General features: G+C 53.3%; 12 protein-coding genes and 1 pseudogene. 5 read left to right on the top strand and 8 right to left on the bottom strand.

Annotated elements, in window-relative coordinates:
- Both BUB13_RS16515 and BUB13_RS16510 read right to left on the bottom strand, forming a co-directional pair.
- A pseudogene (locus tag BUB13_RS16515) lies at window positions 1-194 on the bottom strand (helix-turn-helix domain-containing protein); the annotation flags it as partial.
- Window positions 195-455: 261 nt separating this feature from the next.
- Entirely contained in the window at window positions 456-881 is a 426-nt protein-coding gene (locus BUB13_RS16510; RefSeq protein ID WP_072909872.1) for a thioredoxin family protein, read from the bottom strand.
- 288 nt (window positions 882-1,169) lie between these two features.
- On the opposite strand from BUB13_RS16510, the gene BUB13_RS16505 reads away from it, so the two are divergent.
- The gene (locus BUB13_RS16505; protein ID WP_072909871.1) at window positions 1,170-1,874 is read left to right on the top strand and encodes a PEP-CTERM sorting domain-containing protein; all 705 of its coding nucleotides are present in this window, start codon (window positions 1,170-1,172) and stop codon (window positions 1,872-1,874) included.
- A gap of 57 nt (window positions 1,875-1,931) precedes the next feature.
- Here BUB13_RS16505 and rocF read toward each other — a convergent pair whose 3' ends face one another.
- Window positions 1,932-2,843: an arginase gene (gene rocF / locus BUB13_RS16500; protein WP_072909870.1), complete on the bottom strand. Its 912-nt coding sequence runs from the start codon at window positions 2,841-2,843 to the stop codon at window positions 1,932-1,934.
- Between the two features lie 75 nt (window positions 2,844-2,918).
- Complete coding sequence (locus BUB13_RS16495) at window positions 2,919-4,013, bottom strand: putative NPN-dependent ornithine cyclodeaminase (protein ID WP_072909869.1); 1,095 nt, start codon at window positions 4,011-4,013, stop codon at window positions 2,919-2,921.
- A 150-nt stretch (window positions 4,014-4,163) separates the two neighbouring features.
- On the opposite strand from BUB13_RS16495, the gene BUB13_RS16490 reads away from it, so the two are divergent.
- On the top strand, window positions 4,164-6,704 hold the full coding sequence (locus tag BUB13_RS16490; protein ID WP_084092237.1) for an ATP-binding protein: 2,541 nt from the start codon (window positions 4,164-4,166) through the stop codon (window positions 6,702-6,704).
- A gap of 6 nt (window positions 6,705-6,710) precedes the next feature.
- Here the strand turns inward: BUB13_RS16490 and BUB13_RS16485 are convergent, their stop codons facing one another.
- A complete protein-coding gene (locus BUB13_RS16485; RefSeq protein WP_072909867.1) occupies window positions 6,711-7,274 on the bottom strand; it encodes an ANTAR domain-containing response regulator in 564 nt (187 codons plus the stop codon).
- Window positions 7,275-7,424: 150 nt separating this feature from the next.
- Between BUB13_RS16485 and BUB13_RS16480 the strand changes: the two genes are divergently transcribed.
- The gene (locus tag BUB13_RS16480) at window positions 7,425-7,874 is read left to right on the top strand and encodes an iron-sulfur cluster assembly scaffold protein (RefSeq protein ID WP_244151903.1); all 450 of its coding nucleotides are present in this window, start codon (window positions 7,425-7,427) and stop codon (window positions 7,872-7,874) included.
- Window positions 7,875-7,948: 74 nt separating this feature from the next.
- Here BUB13_RS16480 and BUB13_RS16475 read toward each other — a convergent pair whose 3' ends face one another.
- Entirely contained in the window at window positions 7,949-8,641 is a 693-nt protein-coding gene (locus tag BUB13_RS16475) for an aspartate/glutamate racemase family protein (RefSeq protein WP_072909866.1), read from the bottom strand.
- A 172-nt stretch (window positions 8,642-8,813) separates the two neighbouring features.
- Between BUB13_RS16475 and BUB13_RS16470 the strand changes: the two genes are divergently transcribed.
- Both BUB13_RS16470 and BUB13_RS16465 read left to right on the top strand, forming a co-directional pair.
- Window positions 8,814-9,575 (top strand): SagB/ThcOx family dehydrogenase, encoded by a 762-nt coding sequence (locus BUB13_RS16470; RefSeq protein ID WP_072909865.1) that lies wholly within the window; start codon window positions 8,814-8,816, stop codon window positions 9,573-9,575.
- Window positions 9,576-9,663: 88 nt separating this feature from the next.
- A complete protein-coding gene (locus BUB13_RS16465) occupies window positions 9,664-12,084 on the top strand; it encodes a cache domain-containing protein (protein ID WP_084092235.1) in 2,421 nt (806 codons plus the stop codon).
- On the opposite strand, the gene BUB13_RS16460 is transcribed toward BUB13_RS16465, so the two are convergent.
- Window positions 12,053-13,303 carry a BaiN/RdsA family NAD(P)/FAD-dependent oxidoreductase gene (locus BUB13_RS16460; protein WP_072909863.1) on the bottom strand — a complete coding sequence of 417 codons (1,251 nt, stop codon included), beginning with the start codon at window positions 13,301-13,303 and terminating at the stop codon, window positions 12,053-12,055. The two genes, BUB13_RS16465 and BUB13_RS16460, sit on opposite strands and share 32 nt — an antisense overlap.
- Window positions 13,300-14,706, bottom strand: coding sequence for a magnesium transporter (gene mgtE, locus BUB13_RS16455; protein WP_072909862.1), 1,407 nt, complete (start codon window positions 14,704-14,706; stop codon window positions 13,300-13,302). Before mgtE ends, BUB13_RS16460 begins: the two co-directional genes overlap by 4 nt.
- Window positions 14,707-14,773 lie beyond the last annotated feature (67 nt).

The raw sequence follows: 14,773 nt of genomic DNA, 5'->3' as shown, positions 1-14,773 counted from the left end.
TTAAGTTCAGCCTGAACCGGATCACCCTGGCGCTTTTTGAGCGACTCATCGATTCCGGTCAGAGCTTTCTCCCGCCATTCTTCAAGGCGGTAGATTTCGATATTCAGCTCACGGGACAGAGCATCAACAGATTCTCCCCGTAGCATGCGCAGGACAACTTCTCGTTTGCGGGCGGCACTCCACCGCTGCCCTTCGGCCAGCGGTCCTGTAGCGGTTTCGTTCTGGTTCTTTACTGTCATTTTTAATCTCCTTGGACACGGGAACATTATCCCAAATCAGTGTCCAAGAAAACCGGCGTCGCCCCACGATCAGCAGCGGACGTGACCAGTGATCCTCCTTGGTTCCGGTAACGATAATCGGTACCACCGGCAGCACACAGGGCGAAGCGATACTGGCCAAACCGGCCAGCATCGCCATCATCATCGATGTCAGGGTTAAATCGAGGGTCATCGGCTTTAGTTCGGAATCGCTTGCAGCAGTTGACGGATATTTTCAGCCGGGTTGACACCGGGAGCCAGCCGCTTGATTTCCTTGCCCTGGGTGTCAGCAAGAACCAACGACGGCAACCCGCGGATGCCGTAGGCGTAGAAGTACTGCAGATCGTCCTTGATGGTCGTCTGTACGTAACGGACATCAACCTTGCCTTTGAGCTCATCCCCCATTTCCTGCAGAATCGACGCCTGCATACGGCAGGGACCACCATTCGGATCGAGGAAGAAAATCAGCAAGTGATCGGCAGAAAATTGCTGCTGAGGCGCAGCAGCAGTTTCAGTTGTTGCAGGGGAGGCTTCTTGCGGCTGTGCACTTTGCGCAACCGGAGCCTCATCAGAGCACCCGAACAGAACCAGAACAACAGCGATAAGCAATAATTTTTTCAACATGAACAACTCCAAGGAACAGACGTTAAACATTCAGTTTTGCGAATATATCTATTCCGCGGGTTTGATGCAAGTGTTTTAGAACCGATCTATGCCCTTTTAAGTTTAGGGGCATTTAAAGGAAAATATTTTATTTCCCATATTACTTTCTAAACTGTTCAGAAAACCTTACAAAACAAAAAAAGAATCTTTTCCAAGCAGTAACTAGCGAAATATACACACACAATCTACAGGCATTCTATTTGCATTGTTTTTGATCAATTTTCAACCTTAACGAGAGAGGGACCTCTAATGAAAAAACAACTAATTGTTTGGTTAGTAGGATTTCTACTACTTGTAATGTCATCGATTGCCTCAGCAGTCACAGTTGGGTCGGAAACGATACTAACAGCCCCATCTTCTACTGAAGATCTATGGGCATACTCGTATCAAAGCAATGCTTCGTATATTTCAAGCGCCGCAGACTATGTCCGAGCAAGTGACCCTTACTCTGATGCTATTTTTCAGGGGTATGTAACAGGAGACTACGGCCCTTGGTCTCCGACTCACGATAGTTTCAGCAGCGGTGGTTTATCTGACTACCGTACTGTTCATGTATTTGAAACCTATATTACATCTTCGATCAACCAGACCATTTACTTTGCCGCCAGCGGTGATGACGGACACTCTATTTTCATAGATAATGTTTTTTTAGATGGGGATGGTTACAATGTCACTTCTCTCGCAAGCCTAGATATGTTCGCAGACACTCAATACAAATTAACTTTCATTGGCAGTAATTATACCGGACCTTGGTCGTGGTGGTTCAATATGCGCGGGAACTATGACTCCTCATCTGGTACATATGGTTGGTCAGGTCCCGTTTCGGAGGGCTCCAGCATTTCTATGAATGCGTCTAAACCTGCGCCTGTCCCCGAGCCCACAACCGCTCTACTTTTAGGAAGTGGCCTAGCAGGCCTTGCTTTATATAGACATAAAAGAAAAAAATTTGATTAGTTACAAGCAATAACAACTTTAAAAACGGAGCCATTCATAGCTCCGTTTTTTCTTAAATCACAGAATACTTTTGCCGAACAGAGATGCGATTAGCTCGACGGCGATCTCGGCGGTGCTGTTGCCGTGATCGAGGATCGGGTTGATCTCGACCAGATCTGCCGAAGCCAGCTTGCCGCTGTCGGCGATAATCTCCATCAGCAGCTGGGCTTCGCGGTAGCTTAACCCACCCGGTGACGGCGTACCGACACCGGGGGCAACATTCGGGTCGAGACTGTCCATGTCGAGGCTGACATGCAACCGGTCGCAGTGTTCCAGAATCTGCAGCGCCTCGCGGATAATTATACTCATGCCCCGCTCATCCAGCTCACGCATGGTGTAGACGCGGATACCGCTCTTGCGCAACCACTCGCGCTCTTTACCGTCAAGATCGCGGATGCCGATCATCACCATGTCCTTACCGGAAATTTTCGCCCCGGCGCGTCCGACGTTGACCAGTTCCGGGTAGCCTTCACCAAGCAACGCTGCCACCGGCATACCGTGAATACTGCCTGACGGGGAACTTTCCGGCGTGTTGGCGTCACCATGGGCATCAACCCAGATCACCCCACTCGGTTTGCTGTGCGTGACGCCGCCGATGGTGCCGATGGCCAGCGAGTGATCACCGCCGAGGAACAGCGGGATATAGCCTTCCTCAACCGCCTGTTTGCCAGCTTCGTAGGTCGCCTGGCAAACCTGCTGGATTGAATGGAGAAAATGCTCCTGCACCTCGTCATCCAGAGAATCGCGCACCGGCACAAACAGGTTGCCGGAATCGTGCAGTTCGAAGCCGAGTCGCTTCAGTTTTTTTGACAACCCGGCATAGCGGATAGCACTCGGCCCCATGTTGACGCCGCGCTGTTTCTGCCCCAGGTCGATCTGAATACCGATGATGCGAATTTTTTTCTGTTTCATGACTTTTACCTTTGACATCCCCTCCCCTTGAGGGCGGGGTAAGGTTTCCGAAACATCACCCCCACCCTACCCCCCCCTTCAAGGGGGAGGGAACTATTTCTTCAAGTTATTCCAGAGATTCATCATGAAATCCTGTGCGTTAGTCAGTATTGCGACCGCCTGCGCCGAGCCCCGATTCGCCAGTTTGTCGGCCGAAAACTCAGTCATGTCGACAATGTAGAAAAAAACCGGCCGCACGCTGCCATCATCCATCACCCGGTAGCTCGGCACCATGTTGCCGAATGCGATCGAGTGCAGCTGGGTTGCCAGCGCGATCACCGTGGTCGTTTTGCGAGCGTGGGTGCGCATCGCATCCTGTGCGGCGTAGACATCGGAAATGACTTCCGGCAACGGCCCGTCGTCGCGAATCGACCCGGCCAACACGTACGGCACCTTCTCTTTTTCACAAGCGTAGATTATGCCGTCTTTCAGTTGCAGGTCGCTGATCGCCTGCTTGATCGATCCCGCCTTACGCACCTCATTGATGATGTCGAGGTGGTTGTAATGCCCCATCGGTTTCAAATGCTGGGTGTAAATATCCTGTCCCAAACCGGTGCGAAAATAGGCCGCTTCCAGATCGTGGGTCGCCAGCGCGTTACCGGCCAGTAGTGAATGGCAGTAGCCGCTCTCAATCAGGCCCTGCATGGCATCGCGACTATCCTTGTCGAAAGCGACCGCTGGTCCCAGAACCCAGGTGATGTAGCCGTGGTCACGATCGTGCCGCAGCACATGGTAAAGATCGTCGTAGCTGCGGGAAAAGGGTGTCTCGCGGGTGCCACGGGTGCGGAAGGCAAACTTATCCCCTTCTGCCATCGACGGCGGTTCGAAACCGGTGGTGTGAACGTAAATGCCCTCTTCACCGTCCTCGGTCCGGCCGATGACAACCTCATCGCCCTGCTTCACCCGGCGCGCCTCGACCACATCGACCTGCCGATCTTTCAGCACCAGCACCGAATCCATTCGGCTCTCTGAAGCCAGCAGCCAATCACCGCCTCCCAGGTGCAAATACTCCGGATAATTGGACGTGCCATGATAGTTTGCGGGGACAACTCCATCTTTCGGCGCGGGGGCCGTTTTCACCACTGGGGCTGACGCCAGTTCCGGCAGAGAAAAGTCGGGGGGAATATATCCGGGGATGATCGGTTCCATGGTCGGCTCCTTGTTTATTGTTTTCAGCTATGACCAAAGCTATGACCAATAAGAATAGCAGGTTTGATAAAGAAAAAAATTCTGACAACCTCACGACAAAGTGTTAATATTTTCAAATTGCCGCTCTCTAAAAAAACAGGGTTCGCTTCAATGAATATTAAGTGGAAAGCAATCTTTAGCATCATGTCGATCACTCTGGTGATCTGGGCGGCACTGGTCTACTTTATCTATCAGCAAGGGCAGAAAGATCTGAACCGGGTGGTGGAAGCCCGGATTACCAGCGCTCGCGACATTGCAGCGACCATGGAAACAGGCATCTACCCCAGCTACCAGAAAAGAATCCGCAGCCTGGTCAATACGGAAACCTCCCCAGCCCGCCGACAGATGGTGCAGGCCTTTCACGAACGTGACAAAGCGAAACTTCTTCAGGTGAGTAAGCCGTTTCTCAATGTTTTGAGAAACGAATCCCCGGATTTTACGTCATTCGCCTGGGTCTTACCGGACAACACCGCGTTTCTCCGCGTGCACAGGCCAGAGTTGACAGGCGACGATATCGGCGAAATGCGCCCCGACATCGTCGCTGCAAACACCACAAAGAAACAGGTTTCAGCCTATGCGATTTCAGGCGTAGGACTCGGTTACCATGTCAGCCAACCGGTCTACTGGCAGGGAGAATACTGCGGCGTTGTACAGTGGGGCATCGGTATTTCCAAAATGGTCGATTTGCTTCAGGAGCGCCTTAAGGCACCAACTGCAATCCTGATCGAAGAGGAAAAGGCACGTTACATAAAGCAATACAATATTCCGTACCCGATCAAAAAAGTCACTGGCTACGCAATCATCGCGGCAGATCCCGATGCATTCCCGGTCGGCAACCCGAATATCGATTGGGAAATTGAGCGCTCATGGCATGACACGCAAGACAAACATTTCGCCATGGTTCGGCTGCTTGCCCTGCCCGATTTAAACCAACAACCAACGGGCTACCTGATTGCTAAACTCGATCTTTCGGAAGAATACATAGCCGTCAAAGCCCGTTTCTGGACAGTCCTCGCCACCACAAGCCTGCTCCTGCTGGTTATTTTTGTCCTGCTTTACACGAACTTCAACCACCTGCTCAAGGAAATTTTCACACTCAACCGTTCGCTGGAACAACGCGTCAAAGAACGCTCCGCGGAACTGCAGAAGTCCCGTGATGAATGGGTTGCCATGTTCAACGCCATCCCTGACATGGTCACCATCCAGGATAAAAACATGGCGATAACTGCAGCCAACAAAGCCGTCTATGACTTTTTCCAGGCATCCGAGCAAGAGCTGATCGGTAAACACTGTTACGAGCTCTTCCATCACAGAAATCAGAGGTGCCCGGGCTGCACCAAGAACGAGTGCTACGATCGTGGTGAAAGCTATCAAAAAACCATTTACAGCGAAAAACTGAAACGGGTTTTCCAGGTCACCGCCGCACCGATCCAGAAAAGTGGCGAAGAACAAGATTCTTTCGTGCAAATCATTCAGGACGTGACCGAAAAGAAAGAGCTGGAAGATGACCTGATCCAGGCGCAGAAGATGGAAGCGATCGGTACTCTGGCCGGCGGCATCGCCCACGATTTCAACAACATCCTTTCCGCCATCATCGGCTACGCCACCATGGCACGCATGCGCGAGGAAGAAGGGAGCCGTCTGGCACGTGATCTCGACAGCATCCTGAAAGCGAGCAACCGGGCAGCCGACCTGGTCAAACAGATCCTCACCTTCAGCCGCAAGGATGCCTCCAGCGAAGAACTGTTCCAACCACACCTGCTGCTGGCGGAAGTCTCGAAAATGCTGCGTTCATCGATCCCGACAACGATCAACATCGAAAGTAATGTCGACCCGAACAGCGGCTGGATCGAAGCCAGCCAGGTACGAATCCATCAGGTCATCATGAACCTCTGCACCAACGCCGCCCAGGCCATCGGCAACGCCAAAGGAACGCTGACAATCGAACTGAAGCAGCAACAGGTCAGGAGGGAAGAGATTACTGAGAGCGATGTCGTCCCCGGTGATTTTATTTGCCTGAGTGTCAGTGATACCGGCAGTGGTATGGACAGTGAAACCATGGAACGGATCTTCGATCCTTATTTCACCACCAAAACAGGTGAGCAGGGCACTGGCCTGGGGTTGGCCGTCGTCCATGGCATCGTCCGGGAGCTGCGCGGTTTTATCCGCGTGAACAGTGCACCGGGCCAAGGAACACGTTTCGACATTTACCTGCCGAAGGCCGACATCCAGGTAGAAACCACCGACCATGACAATGAAGAAATCTATCTGCCAACTGGAACGGAAAAAATTCTGGTTGTCGATGATGAAGAGGCGATTACCGAAATCACTGTGGAAACATTAAAGGAATTGGGCTACCAGGTCACCGGGATGCAAGACAGCAGCCGGGCGCTGGAAGAACTTCGTCAGCACCCTGATCGGTATGCCCTGCTGATTTCTGACCAGACCATGCCAGAGATCACAGGAAAGGAGTTGGCAGCCGAATTGCGCCAGCTGAACCCTTCAATTCCTGTCCTGCTCTGCACCGGCTACAGCGCGGATCTGCAGGAGCAGGGACCACTACCGGAGAACATCAAAAAAGTGATGGCCAAACCCCTGCCGTTGCCGGAGTTGGCCACCACCGTACGTGAAGTGCTGGATGCGGCAGACTAAGCCGATTCAACCTTCCATCAGCAAAATGGCGTCCGCGACCTCCTTTAAGGTTTTGCGCTTATCCATTGCCAACTTCTGCATCTTGCGATAGGCGTCCTGCTCACTCATCCCCTGATTGATCAACACCCCTTTAGCGCGGTCGATCTTCTTGCGAGATTCGATCGTTTCGCGCAACTTATCCACTTCCTGCTGCAGGCTCGACATCTCGACAAACTGGTGAATTGCCGTATCGATGCTGATCTTCAGCTGTTCCTCGCAGAACGGCTTGAGCAGGAACTGGCTGATCCCGACCTCCCAGGCCGTCTCCAGGCATTCGCTTTCCCCAGCCGGTGCCAACAAAACAACCGGACCGGTGGTTTGTCTGCCGATTTTTTCAGCAGCAGAAATTCCATCCTCCGCAGTCAGGGAAAGATCAAGAACCGACAACAACGGCTTTTCCGAAATCGCCAGGGCTGCACCAATCGTGGTATTTTCAGCCTCAACAACCCGATCAAAGCCACAATCTACGAGGGTTTTCACAACCTGCCGACGTAAGTTTGCGTCTTCGTCAACAACCAGAGCACATTTCATTCGTTTCCTCCTTGGAGCGTTCGTCACAGCTAATTTTGCACAACCAGTGCCGAAACCAATTCCAGTCGCAAGAAGGGCGAAAATTTATTGACTCATGAAAGTTCAAATCATATTGTGCCTATGCACAGGTTAAAGATAAGGAGCGGTAAAATGAGTGACCAGATGTACAACGAAATTGTCATGGATCATTTCCAGAACCCACGCAATATGGGCCGGATCGAAGACGCTGAAATGCTGATTCAGGTCGGCGACCCCGGTTGCGGCGATTCAGTGCTAATCTTCATGAAGATCGACAACGATGTCCTCGTCGACGTCAAATACAAGATTTACGGTTGCGGTGCCGCCATCGCCACCTCGTCGATGGGGTCGGTGATGGCCAAAGGCAAAACCCTGGACGAGCTGCTCGAATTTCGGGCAGAGGATATCAGTAAAGCCCTCGGCGGTCTGCCGCCAGAGAAGGAACATTGCTCTAACCTGATCGCCAGCGCCCTGCACGCAGGAGTCATCGAGTACCGCGCCAACCGCGAAGATCCGGATAAAGAGCCGCTACCGGAGCGGGAGGAAAGTTCGTTGCTCGACCGCAGCTTGCTGGAATCCTGAGAACACCCACTGAAATTTAAAAAAGGGGGCCGAAATGTGTCGGTCCCCTTTTTTAAATTTCAGCCAGGCTCTTTTCAAACCAGCATTTTTTCCAGCGCCATCTCCACATGCAAAGCGGCCGTATTGAACAACGGCAAGTCGGTATGTTCCGGCTTTACCAGCAGGGGAATTTCAGTGCAACCGAGAATCACCCCTTCTGCCCCGCGATCACCCAGTTTAGCGATAATCTGCAGATAACGCTCACGTGACGCATCGGCAAACTTACCGATGCAAAGTTCATTGAAAATCACCTGGTGGACCAAGTCGCGCTCATCCTCTTCCGGAATTATCACTTCGATACCGAACTTGTCGAAAATCCGTCCGCGGTAAAAATCTTCCTCCATGGTGTAACGGGTGCCAAGCAGGCCAACCTTTTTAATTCCCTGCTGTTCAATGGCGGTACCGGCCGCATCGGCAATATGTAATAACGGCACATCGATAGCAGCTTCGACGATCGGTGCGACTTTGTGCATCAGGTTGGTACAGATCAACACCATATCAGCGCCAACCTGTTGTAACCCCCGAGCGGCAGTGGCCAGGGATTCGCCAGCCCGCTGCCATTCGCCGTTGACCTGCATATTCTCAATTTCAGCAAAATCGACGCTGTGCAGAAGAATCTTTGCCGAATGCAAGCCACCCAACCGCTGACGCACCCCCTCGTTGAGAAGTTGATAATAGAGAACCGTGGATTCCCAGCTCATGCCCCCGATGAGTCCAATTGTCTTCACTGTCCGCTCCTGTTGCCAAAGCTTTTTTAAATTCTATCTCTCTTTTAGCGAAAAAGTCGCCAGTGGGTACAGATACAAAACGGCGAAAAAAGAATGAGTACAAAACTATGGAGCGTTTGCAAAATCAAGACAACAACGGTTATAATTTCAAAAATTTCCTCGGGAGAAGATCATGGACAAAGCAGAACTGAGCAACTATCGGGAGTTTTTACGCGACAACCTGCGCCTGCAACTCAACTTTCATCTGACCGACCAGAATCAGGGGATCGCTCCGCCACCGGTGCAGAAACCGATACAGCAAGATCAAACGATGATCGCGTTGCCCAGTTCTGAGCAATGGCAGCCCTTCTCTTCGACCCGCCTGCTCGACGCGATCACCAACAGGCGCAGCCATCGCCGATACACCGAAGCGGGCCTCACCCTTGCCGAGTTCTCCTTTTTGCTCTGGTCAACACAAGGATGCCGCGGAGTTATCTCTCCCGGAACCGCTTTGCGTACGGTCCCTTCGGCAGGCTGTCGTCATCCCTTCGAAACCTACCTGGCAATCACCAATGTCGAAGGGTTGCAACCGGGTATCTACCGCTACCTTCCGGTCGACCACGCGCTAGTGCTGGAACATGCCATCGAAGTGGAAGAACTGCGTGCGGCGCTCACGCAAGCCACATTGAATCAAACCTTTACCGCAACTGCACCAGTCACTTTTATCTGGAGCGTCGTCCCGGCACGCAGTGAGTGGCGTTATCATACTGCTGCCCACCGCGTTATCCTGATGGATGTCGGGCATCTGTGCCAAAACCTTTATCTTTCCTGTGAAGCGGTCGGCTGCGGATGTTGCGCTATTGCCGCTTATCACCAGGAGAAAATGGATGAGTTGCTGAAAGTTGATGGCGATGAAGAGTTCACCATCTACCTGGCGCCTGTCGGAAAAGTCTAAAGCGCAGAAAGATTAGAATTGACAAATTTCTCGACTGGGCTACTATTTACAGGTTAAGGGTGAAGTCTTTCCAACCTGTGGCTTTTTTATGTTACGCAAAAACAGTCTAGTCCGAAGTTTTCTTAATCGCTACATGGTCGGGGTCATCTGCTCGATTCTCGCAATCGGTCTGTTCTGGCTGCACAGCAGCCGTCAAGAGCTTGTCCAGCAAACCGAAATCCTGCAAGACAAAGCCATTCAGCAGCAAATGAACCAACTCAGGGAACGGGTTGAGCACGTTGTCGACATGATCAACCATGAGCGGCAGCAACTCGACAACCGCATGCGTGAGCAGGTCAAGCAACGGACCTTGGAAGCTCATGCCGTCATGGAAGAAATTTACCGCGATTCGATATCGGACCACACGGAAGATCAAATCGCGGCGATGATCCGCAGCTCTCTGCGCGCCATTACTTACAACGATGGCCGCGGTTATTACTTTGCCACCCGCCTCGACGGCATTGAACAACTTTTTCCCCCAAACCCGAAACTTGAGGGAAGCGATTTCTCAAAACTTCAGGATAGCAACGGCAAATATGTCGTTCGCGATATGATCAAGATCGCTCAAACAACAGGTGAAGGTTTTTACGAATACACCTGGACCAAACCGGGAAGCACCGGTCACCACCGCAAAGTCGCCTATATCAAATACTTCCCTCCCCTTAACTGGCTTGTCGGCACCGGGGAATATGTCGACGATCTGATCAGCGATCTGCAACAGGAGATGATTGCACGCATCGAAAGTATCAAATTTAAAGATGGCAGCTACATCTTCCTCTCGGACTTCAATGGCGTTTCTCTGGCCTACCCGGCGAAGGGGCGCAACATGTACGAGGTCGAAGACAGTAACGGCTTGAAGCTAGTGCAGGAGATGATCAAAATTGCGAAGCAGGGTGACGGTTACCTGCGCTACGTTATGCCACCGCTGGGCGGAGAAAGACCGGAACCGAAGATCAGCTACGTGACCGGTCTGCCAGAGTGGGAATGGTACATCGGCAGCGGCGATTTCGTTGCTGACCTGGACCATGAACTCGCGCTGATGCTGGCCGAGCAAAGAGCTGCTATCAACAAGAAAATGATAGCAATCGGCGCATCACTGGCTTTCTTCCTGCTCCTCGGCTTCTTCCTTTCTCGCCAGCTCGGCAAGCAGATGAGTGCGGGGTTTGAAAACTTTCAGGATTTCTTTGCCCGGGCAGCCCGCCACAGCGAACCGATCGACGTTCAGTCACAGAAATTTTCCGAGTTCAGCCAGCTGGCAGAATCGGCTAACCAGATGCTGGCCGACCGGCAAAGGTTCGAGCAGGAAGCGAACAGGTTCCGTGACCAGCTACGCAACGTTATCGATTTCATGCCCTCAATTCTGGTCACCATCAGTCCGGATGGCCTGGTGACCCAGTGGAACAAGTTCGCTGCAGCTTCGACCGGGATCGCGCAGAGTGATGCACTGAACAAAAAGCTGCCTCTGCTGCTCCCCTTTCTGCAGCCGCACCTGAACGAGATCATCAAAACCACCTGCCAGAAGCAACGTGTTTTCCACGGGGAGATTGAATATCTGCATGGAGATATTACCCGCAGCAAGCAGATATCAGCCTATCCGATCGGCTCGCCCGAACCACACAGTATCGTCTTGCGGGTCGATGATGTCACCGAGCGGAAAATGCTGGAAAAAACCCTGGTGCAATCAGAGAAAATGCTTTCCGTCGGTGGTCTGGCCGCTGGCATGGCACATGAGGTCAACAATCCTCTATCGGCAATCATGCAGAACCTGCACCTGATTAAAAATCGACTTTCTGCAGAGAACAAGAGATCCCGGCAACTTGCAGATGACGTTGCCCTCGATTGCGTAGCTTTTGAAAAATACCTGGCGGCATGCGGCATAGAGGAAAAGATCAACCATGCGATGACATCCTGCGAGCGTGCAGCCACGATCGTCAGAAACATGCTCAACTTCAGCCGCGACGGCCAAAGCGACTTCCACCCAACCGATCTGGCCGAACTGCTCGACAACACACTTGACCTGCTGGCCAACGATTACGACTTTCAGCGTAAATACGATTACCGGCAGATCCAGATCAGTCGCCATTACAGTGAAGGTATGCCTAAGGTCAATTGTGAGGCGAGCAAAATCCAGCAGGTGTTCTTCAACCTGCTGAAGAACGGGACCCAAGCGATGGCGCTGGCAAACATTCCGCAGGAGAGAAGGCGTTTCGGAATCGATTTAGAGCAGGATGGAGAAATGGCAATCATCCGCATCCAGGATAGCGGCCCCGGGATGCCGGAGGGGGTCAAAAAACGAATTTTTGACCCATTTTTTACCACCAAAGCGGTTGGGAGTGGAACCGGGCTGGGGCTTTTCGTCTCTTACTTCATCATCCACGACAACCACGGCGGCGATATCAGCGTCGATTCGGTGCCGGGCGAAGGCACCACGTTCACCATCAAGCTTCCATTGCAGCCGCCGCAGCGCTGACTCCGGCCAGATAGCCGGTCGACCAGCAGACCTGCAGATTGAAGCCACCGGTCGGCCCGTCCAGATCAATCACCTCGCCGGCAAAGTAAAGATTGTCCACCTTCTTCGAACGCATCGTCCGCATGTCGATATCTTTCAGCGAAACCCCACCAGAAGTGACGATCGCCTTTTTCATCCCCTCATGACCGGTCACATGCAACGTTAAGTCTTTGAACAGATCAAGCAGCTTTTTCCGTTCACCCCTGGTGATCGAATGACACTTCTTGTACGGATCAATCTCTGAAAGTTCGATGAAGAGTGGAATCATGCTCTTCGGCAAAAGCTTCCCCAGAGAGTTGCGAAAGTCCTTATTGCTCAGTTCGGCAAACTCGCGCTGCAGCCGCTTATCGAACAGCTCGTTTTCAACCGCTGGTTTCAGGTCGAGATGCAGGGTCACGGCACCTTTTTTCAACGCGTCACGCACTTCGGGACTCATATCGAGGACGATCGGTCCACCGATACCGTTGCGGGTAAAAAAAGCTTCGCCAAAACGCTCTGCAATCGACCTGCCTTCACGTTTGGCCGTCAATTTCACATTTTTCAGGTTGAGATCGCAGCAGTCGCCGGTCCAGTCTTCCGCCAGGGTCAAAGGCATCAACGCTGCCTGCGGTTCAACCAGTTTATGGCCGAACTGCTGGGCCCAATCGTAGCCATCGCCGGTGCAGCCAGTCTCCGGATAAGAGAGCCCACCGGTCGCGATCAGATATTGAGCGGCAACAAAATCGCCGCGATCGGTCTGCACCGCATCGATCTGCTGCCCGGTCGTGACAAACCCTTTGACCTCGCAGTCGCAAAGCAGCTCGACACCGGAATCGACGACAAATCGCTGCAGCAGCTTCTGCACCTCGACTGCCCCTCCCCCGGCCGGGAAAACCCGTCCGCCCCGCTCGATCTGCAGTTTCAGGCCGCGCTGTTCGAAAAAGTCGATCGTGTCTTCCACGCTGAAGGCATAAAGAGCCGTCAGCAGCGCCTTGCCCTGCCGGCCGAAATGTTCGACAAAGCGCAGCGGCTCATTTTCGCTGTTGGTGATGTTGCAGCGCCCCTTACCGGTAATCAGCACCTTGGCACCGCAGCGCCGGTTCTTCTCCAGCAACAGCACCTGCGCACCGTTCAAAGCGGCAAAACCCGCAGCGAACATCCCCGCCGGGCCGCCGCCGATGACAATCAGGTCGTATTTCATATCTTGTCCAGCACCAGTGAAGCGAAGCTTAGAACGAAAAAGAAGCCGCACATATCGGTCACCGTCGTCAGCAGCGGACTGGAGACCAGCGCCGGGTCGAGCTTCAGCCGTTTTAGAACCAACGGAATCAGGCCACCCATCGACACCGCCACCAAGGTGTTAAGCGCCAGCGCACCGCCGACCACCAGGCCGAGAAACATGTTCCCCTTCCAAAGGAAAGCGACACCGCCAAGGATCAGCCCCAGCGCCAGGCCGTTGATTAGCCCGAGCGCGGCCTCTTTGCCAAGCACCCAGAACAGTTCCGCCGGCCGCACCAGACCGAGGGAGAGTTCGCGCATGCTGACTGCCACCGCCTGATTGCCGGAGCAACCGCTCATGTCGCTGACCATCGGCAAAAACACCGCCAAGGCGATCGCTGCTGCCAAGGTATCGGTATAAAGGGCAATGACACTGGCAGCAGCGATATTGAGGACAATATTGAGCGACAGCCAGGAGAGCCGCCGACCACAACGCGAGAGCAGCGGCATAGAGCGAAACTCCTCGCCACCGATGATCCCGGAAAAACCGAGGAACTGCTTGACGCTGCGCTCCTGCCCGGCGCTCTCGACCGCCTCCGGCATGACCACGCCGAGCATCCTGCCCTCGCCATCGACCACCGGCACGCCGAACAGGTCGTGGTCCTCGAAAAAATTCTCCAATTCCTCGAGGCTGGCGTCGACGTTGATTTTGAACGGGTTGGCGATCATCAAGTCGCCGAGCGCTGTGCTGCGCTTCGGAAACAGCAGATCACGCATTCGCAGCACCCCTTCGAGCCGTCCCTGCTCGTCCGTTATGTAGAGGTACTGAACATCGTAATACGCGTACTCTTCACGGTTATTCTGAAAATCGTCGAGCACATCCTTGACCGACTGGCTACTGCGAAAATCGAGATACTCGGAGATCATCAGGCCACCGGCGGTGTCGGGCGCATACTTTAGAAACTGGCGCGCCTCCTCGGCATCTTCCGGCGCCATCTGCTCGATGATGGCGTCGGCATCCTCCTCATCCATCTCACCGAGCAGGTCAACGACGTGATCGCTGTCCAGCTCCTCAAGGATGGCCGCGGCCTGCTCTGGTGGCAGCTCCTCGATAATGTCAGCGGCCTGAACTTCCGAGATATCTTCGAGCATCTCGGCCGCGTCCTCCGGGCCGAGTAGCGTCACCAGGCGGTTCTGCTCTTCCGCCTTCAGGCGCGAAATAGCCAGGGCGGTATCGGACGGTGAGATGCCGGCGAGAAACTCCTGCAGCTGTTCGCTGCTGCCCTCCTCCATCAGGCTGGAGAGTTCCTGCCAGGGTTTTGTCAGCTCGGTTTTCTCCTGCTCAGTGAAGTCCAGCTTCGGATCTTCCAGCTTCGGCTGTTCCATTGTCACAATCCTTTCAAAAGCTGCCCACGGAAATCAGTGTAGCAACGAAATTCATTCGGCAGAGGGC

This window comes from Malonomonas rubra DSM 5091 (assembly GCF_900142125.1).
Classification (GTDB): Bacteria; Desulfobacterota; Desulfuromonadia; order Desulfuromonadales; family Geopsychrobacteraceae; genus Malonomonas; species Malonomonas rubra.
This window is presented reverse-complemented; position numbering and strand designations above follow the sequence as displayed.

Excerpts from the sequence above, each read along its gene's own strand:
- BUB13_RS16490 (WP_084092237.1), top strand. The coding sequence starts at position 4,164 with ATGAATATTAAGTGGAAAGCAATCTTTAGCATCATGTCGATCACTCTG.
- BUB13_RS16495 (WP_072909869.1), bottom strand. The coding sequence starts at position 4,013 with ATGGAACCGATCATCCCCGGATATATTCCCCCCGACTTTTCTCTGCCG.
- BUB13_RS16470 (WP_072909865.1), top strand. The coding sequence starts at position 8,814 with ATGGACAAAGCAGAACTGAGCAACTATCGGGAGTTTTTACGCGACAAC.
- mgtE (WP_072909862.1), bottom strand. The coding sequence starts at position 14,706 with ATGGAACAGCCGAAGCTGGAAGATCCGAAGCTGGACTTCACTGAGCAG.
- BUB13_RS16485 (WP_072909867.1), bottom strand. The coding sequence starts at position 7,274 with ATGAAATGTGCTCTGGTTGTTGACGAAGACGCAAACTTACGTCGGCAG.
- BUB13_RS16465 (WP_084092235.1), top strand. The coding sequence starts at position 9,664 with ATGTTACGCAAAAACAGTCTAGTCCGAAGTTTTCTTAATCGCTACATG.
- BUB13_RS16480 (WP_244151903.1), top strand. The coding sequence starts at position 7,425 with ATGAGTGACCAGATGTACAACGAAATTGTCATGGATCATTTCCAGAAC.
- rocF (WP_072909870.1), bottom strand. The coding sequence starts at position 2,843 with ATGTCAAAGGTAAAAGTCATGAAACAGAAAAAAATTCGCATCATCGGT.
- BUB13_RS16460 (WP_072909863.1), bottom strand. The coding sequence starts at position 13,303 with ATGAAATACGACCTGATTGTCATCGGCGGCGGCCCGGCGGGGATGTTC.
- BUB13_RS16510 (WP_072909872.1), bottom strand. The coding sequence starts at position 881 with ATGTTGAAAAAATTATTGCTTATCGCTGTTGTTCTGGTTCTGTTCGGG.
- BUB13_RS16505 (WP_072909871.1), top strand. The coding sequence starts at position 1,170 with ATGAAAAAACAACTAATTGTTTGGTTAGTAGGATTTCTACTACTTGTA.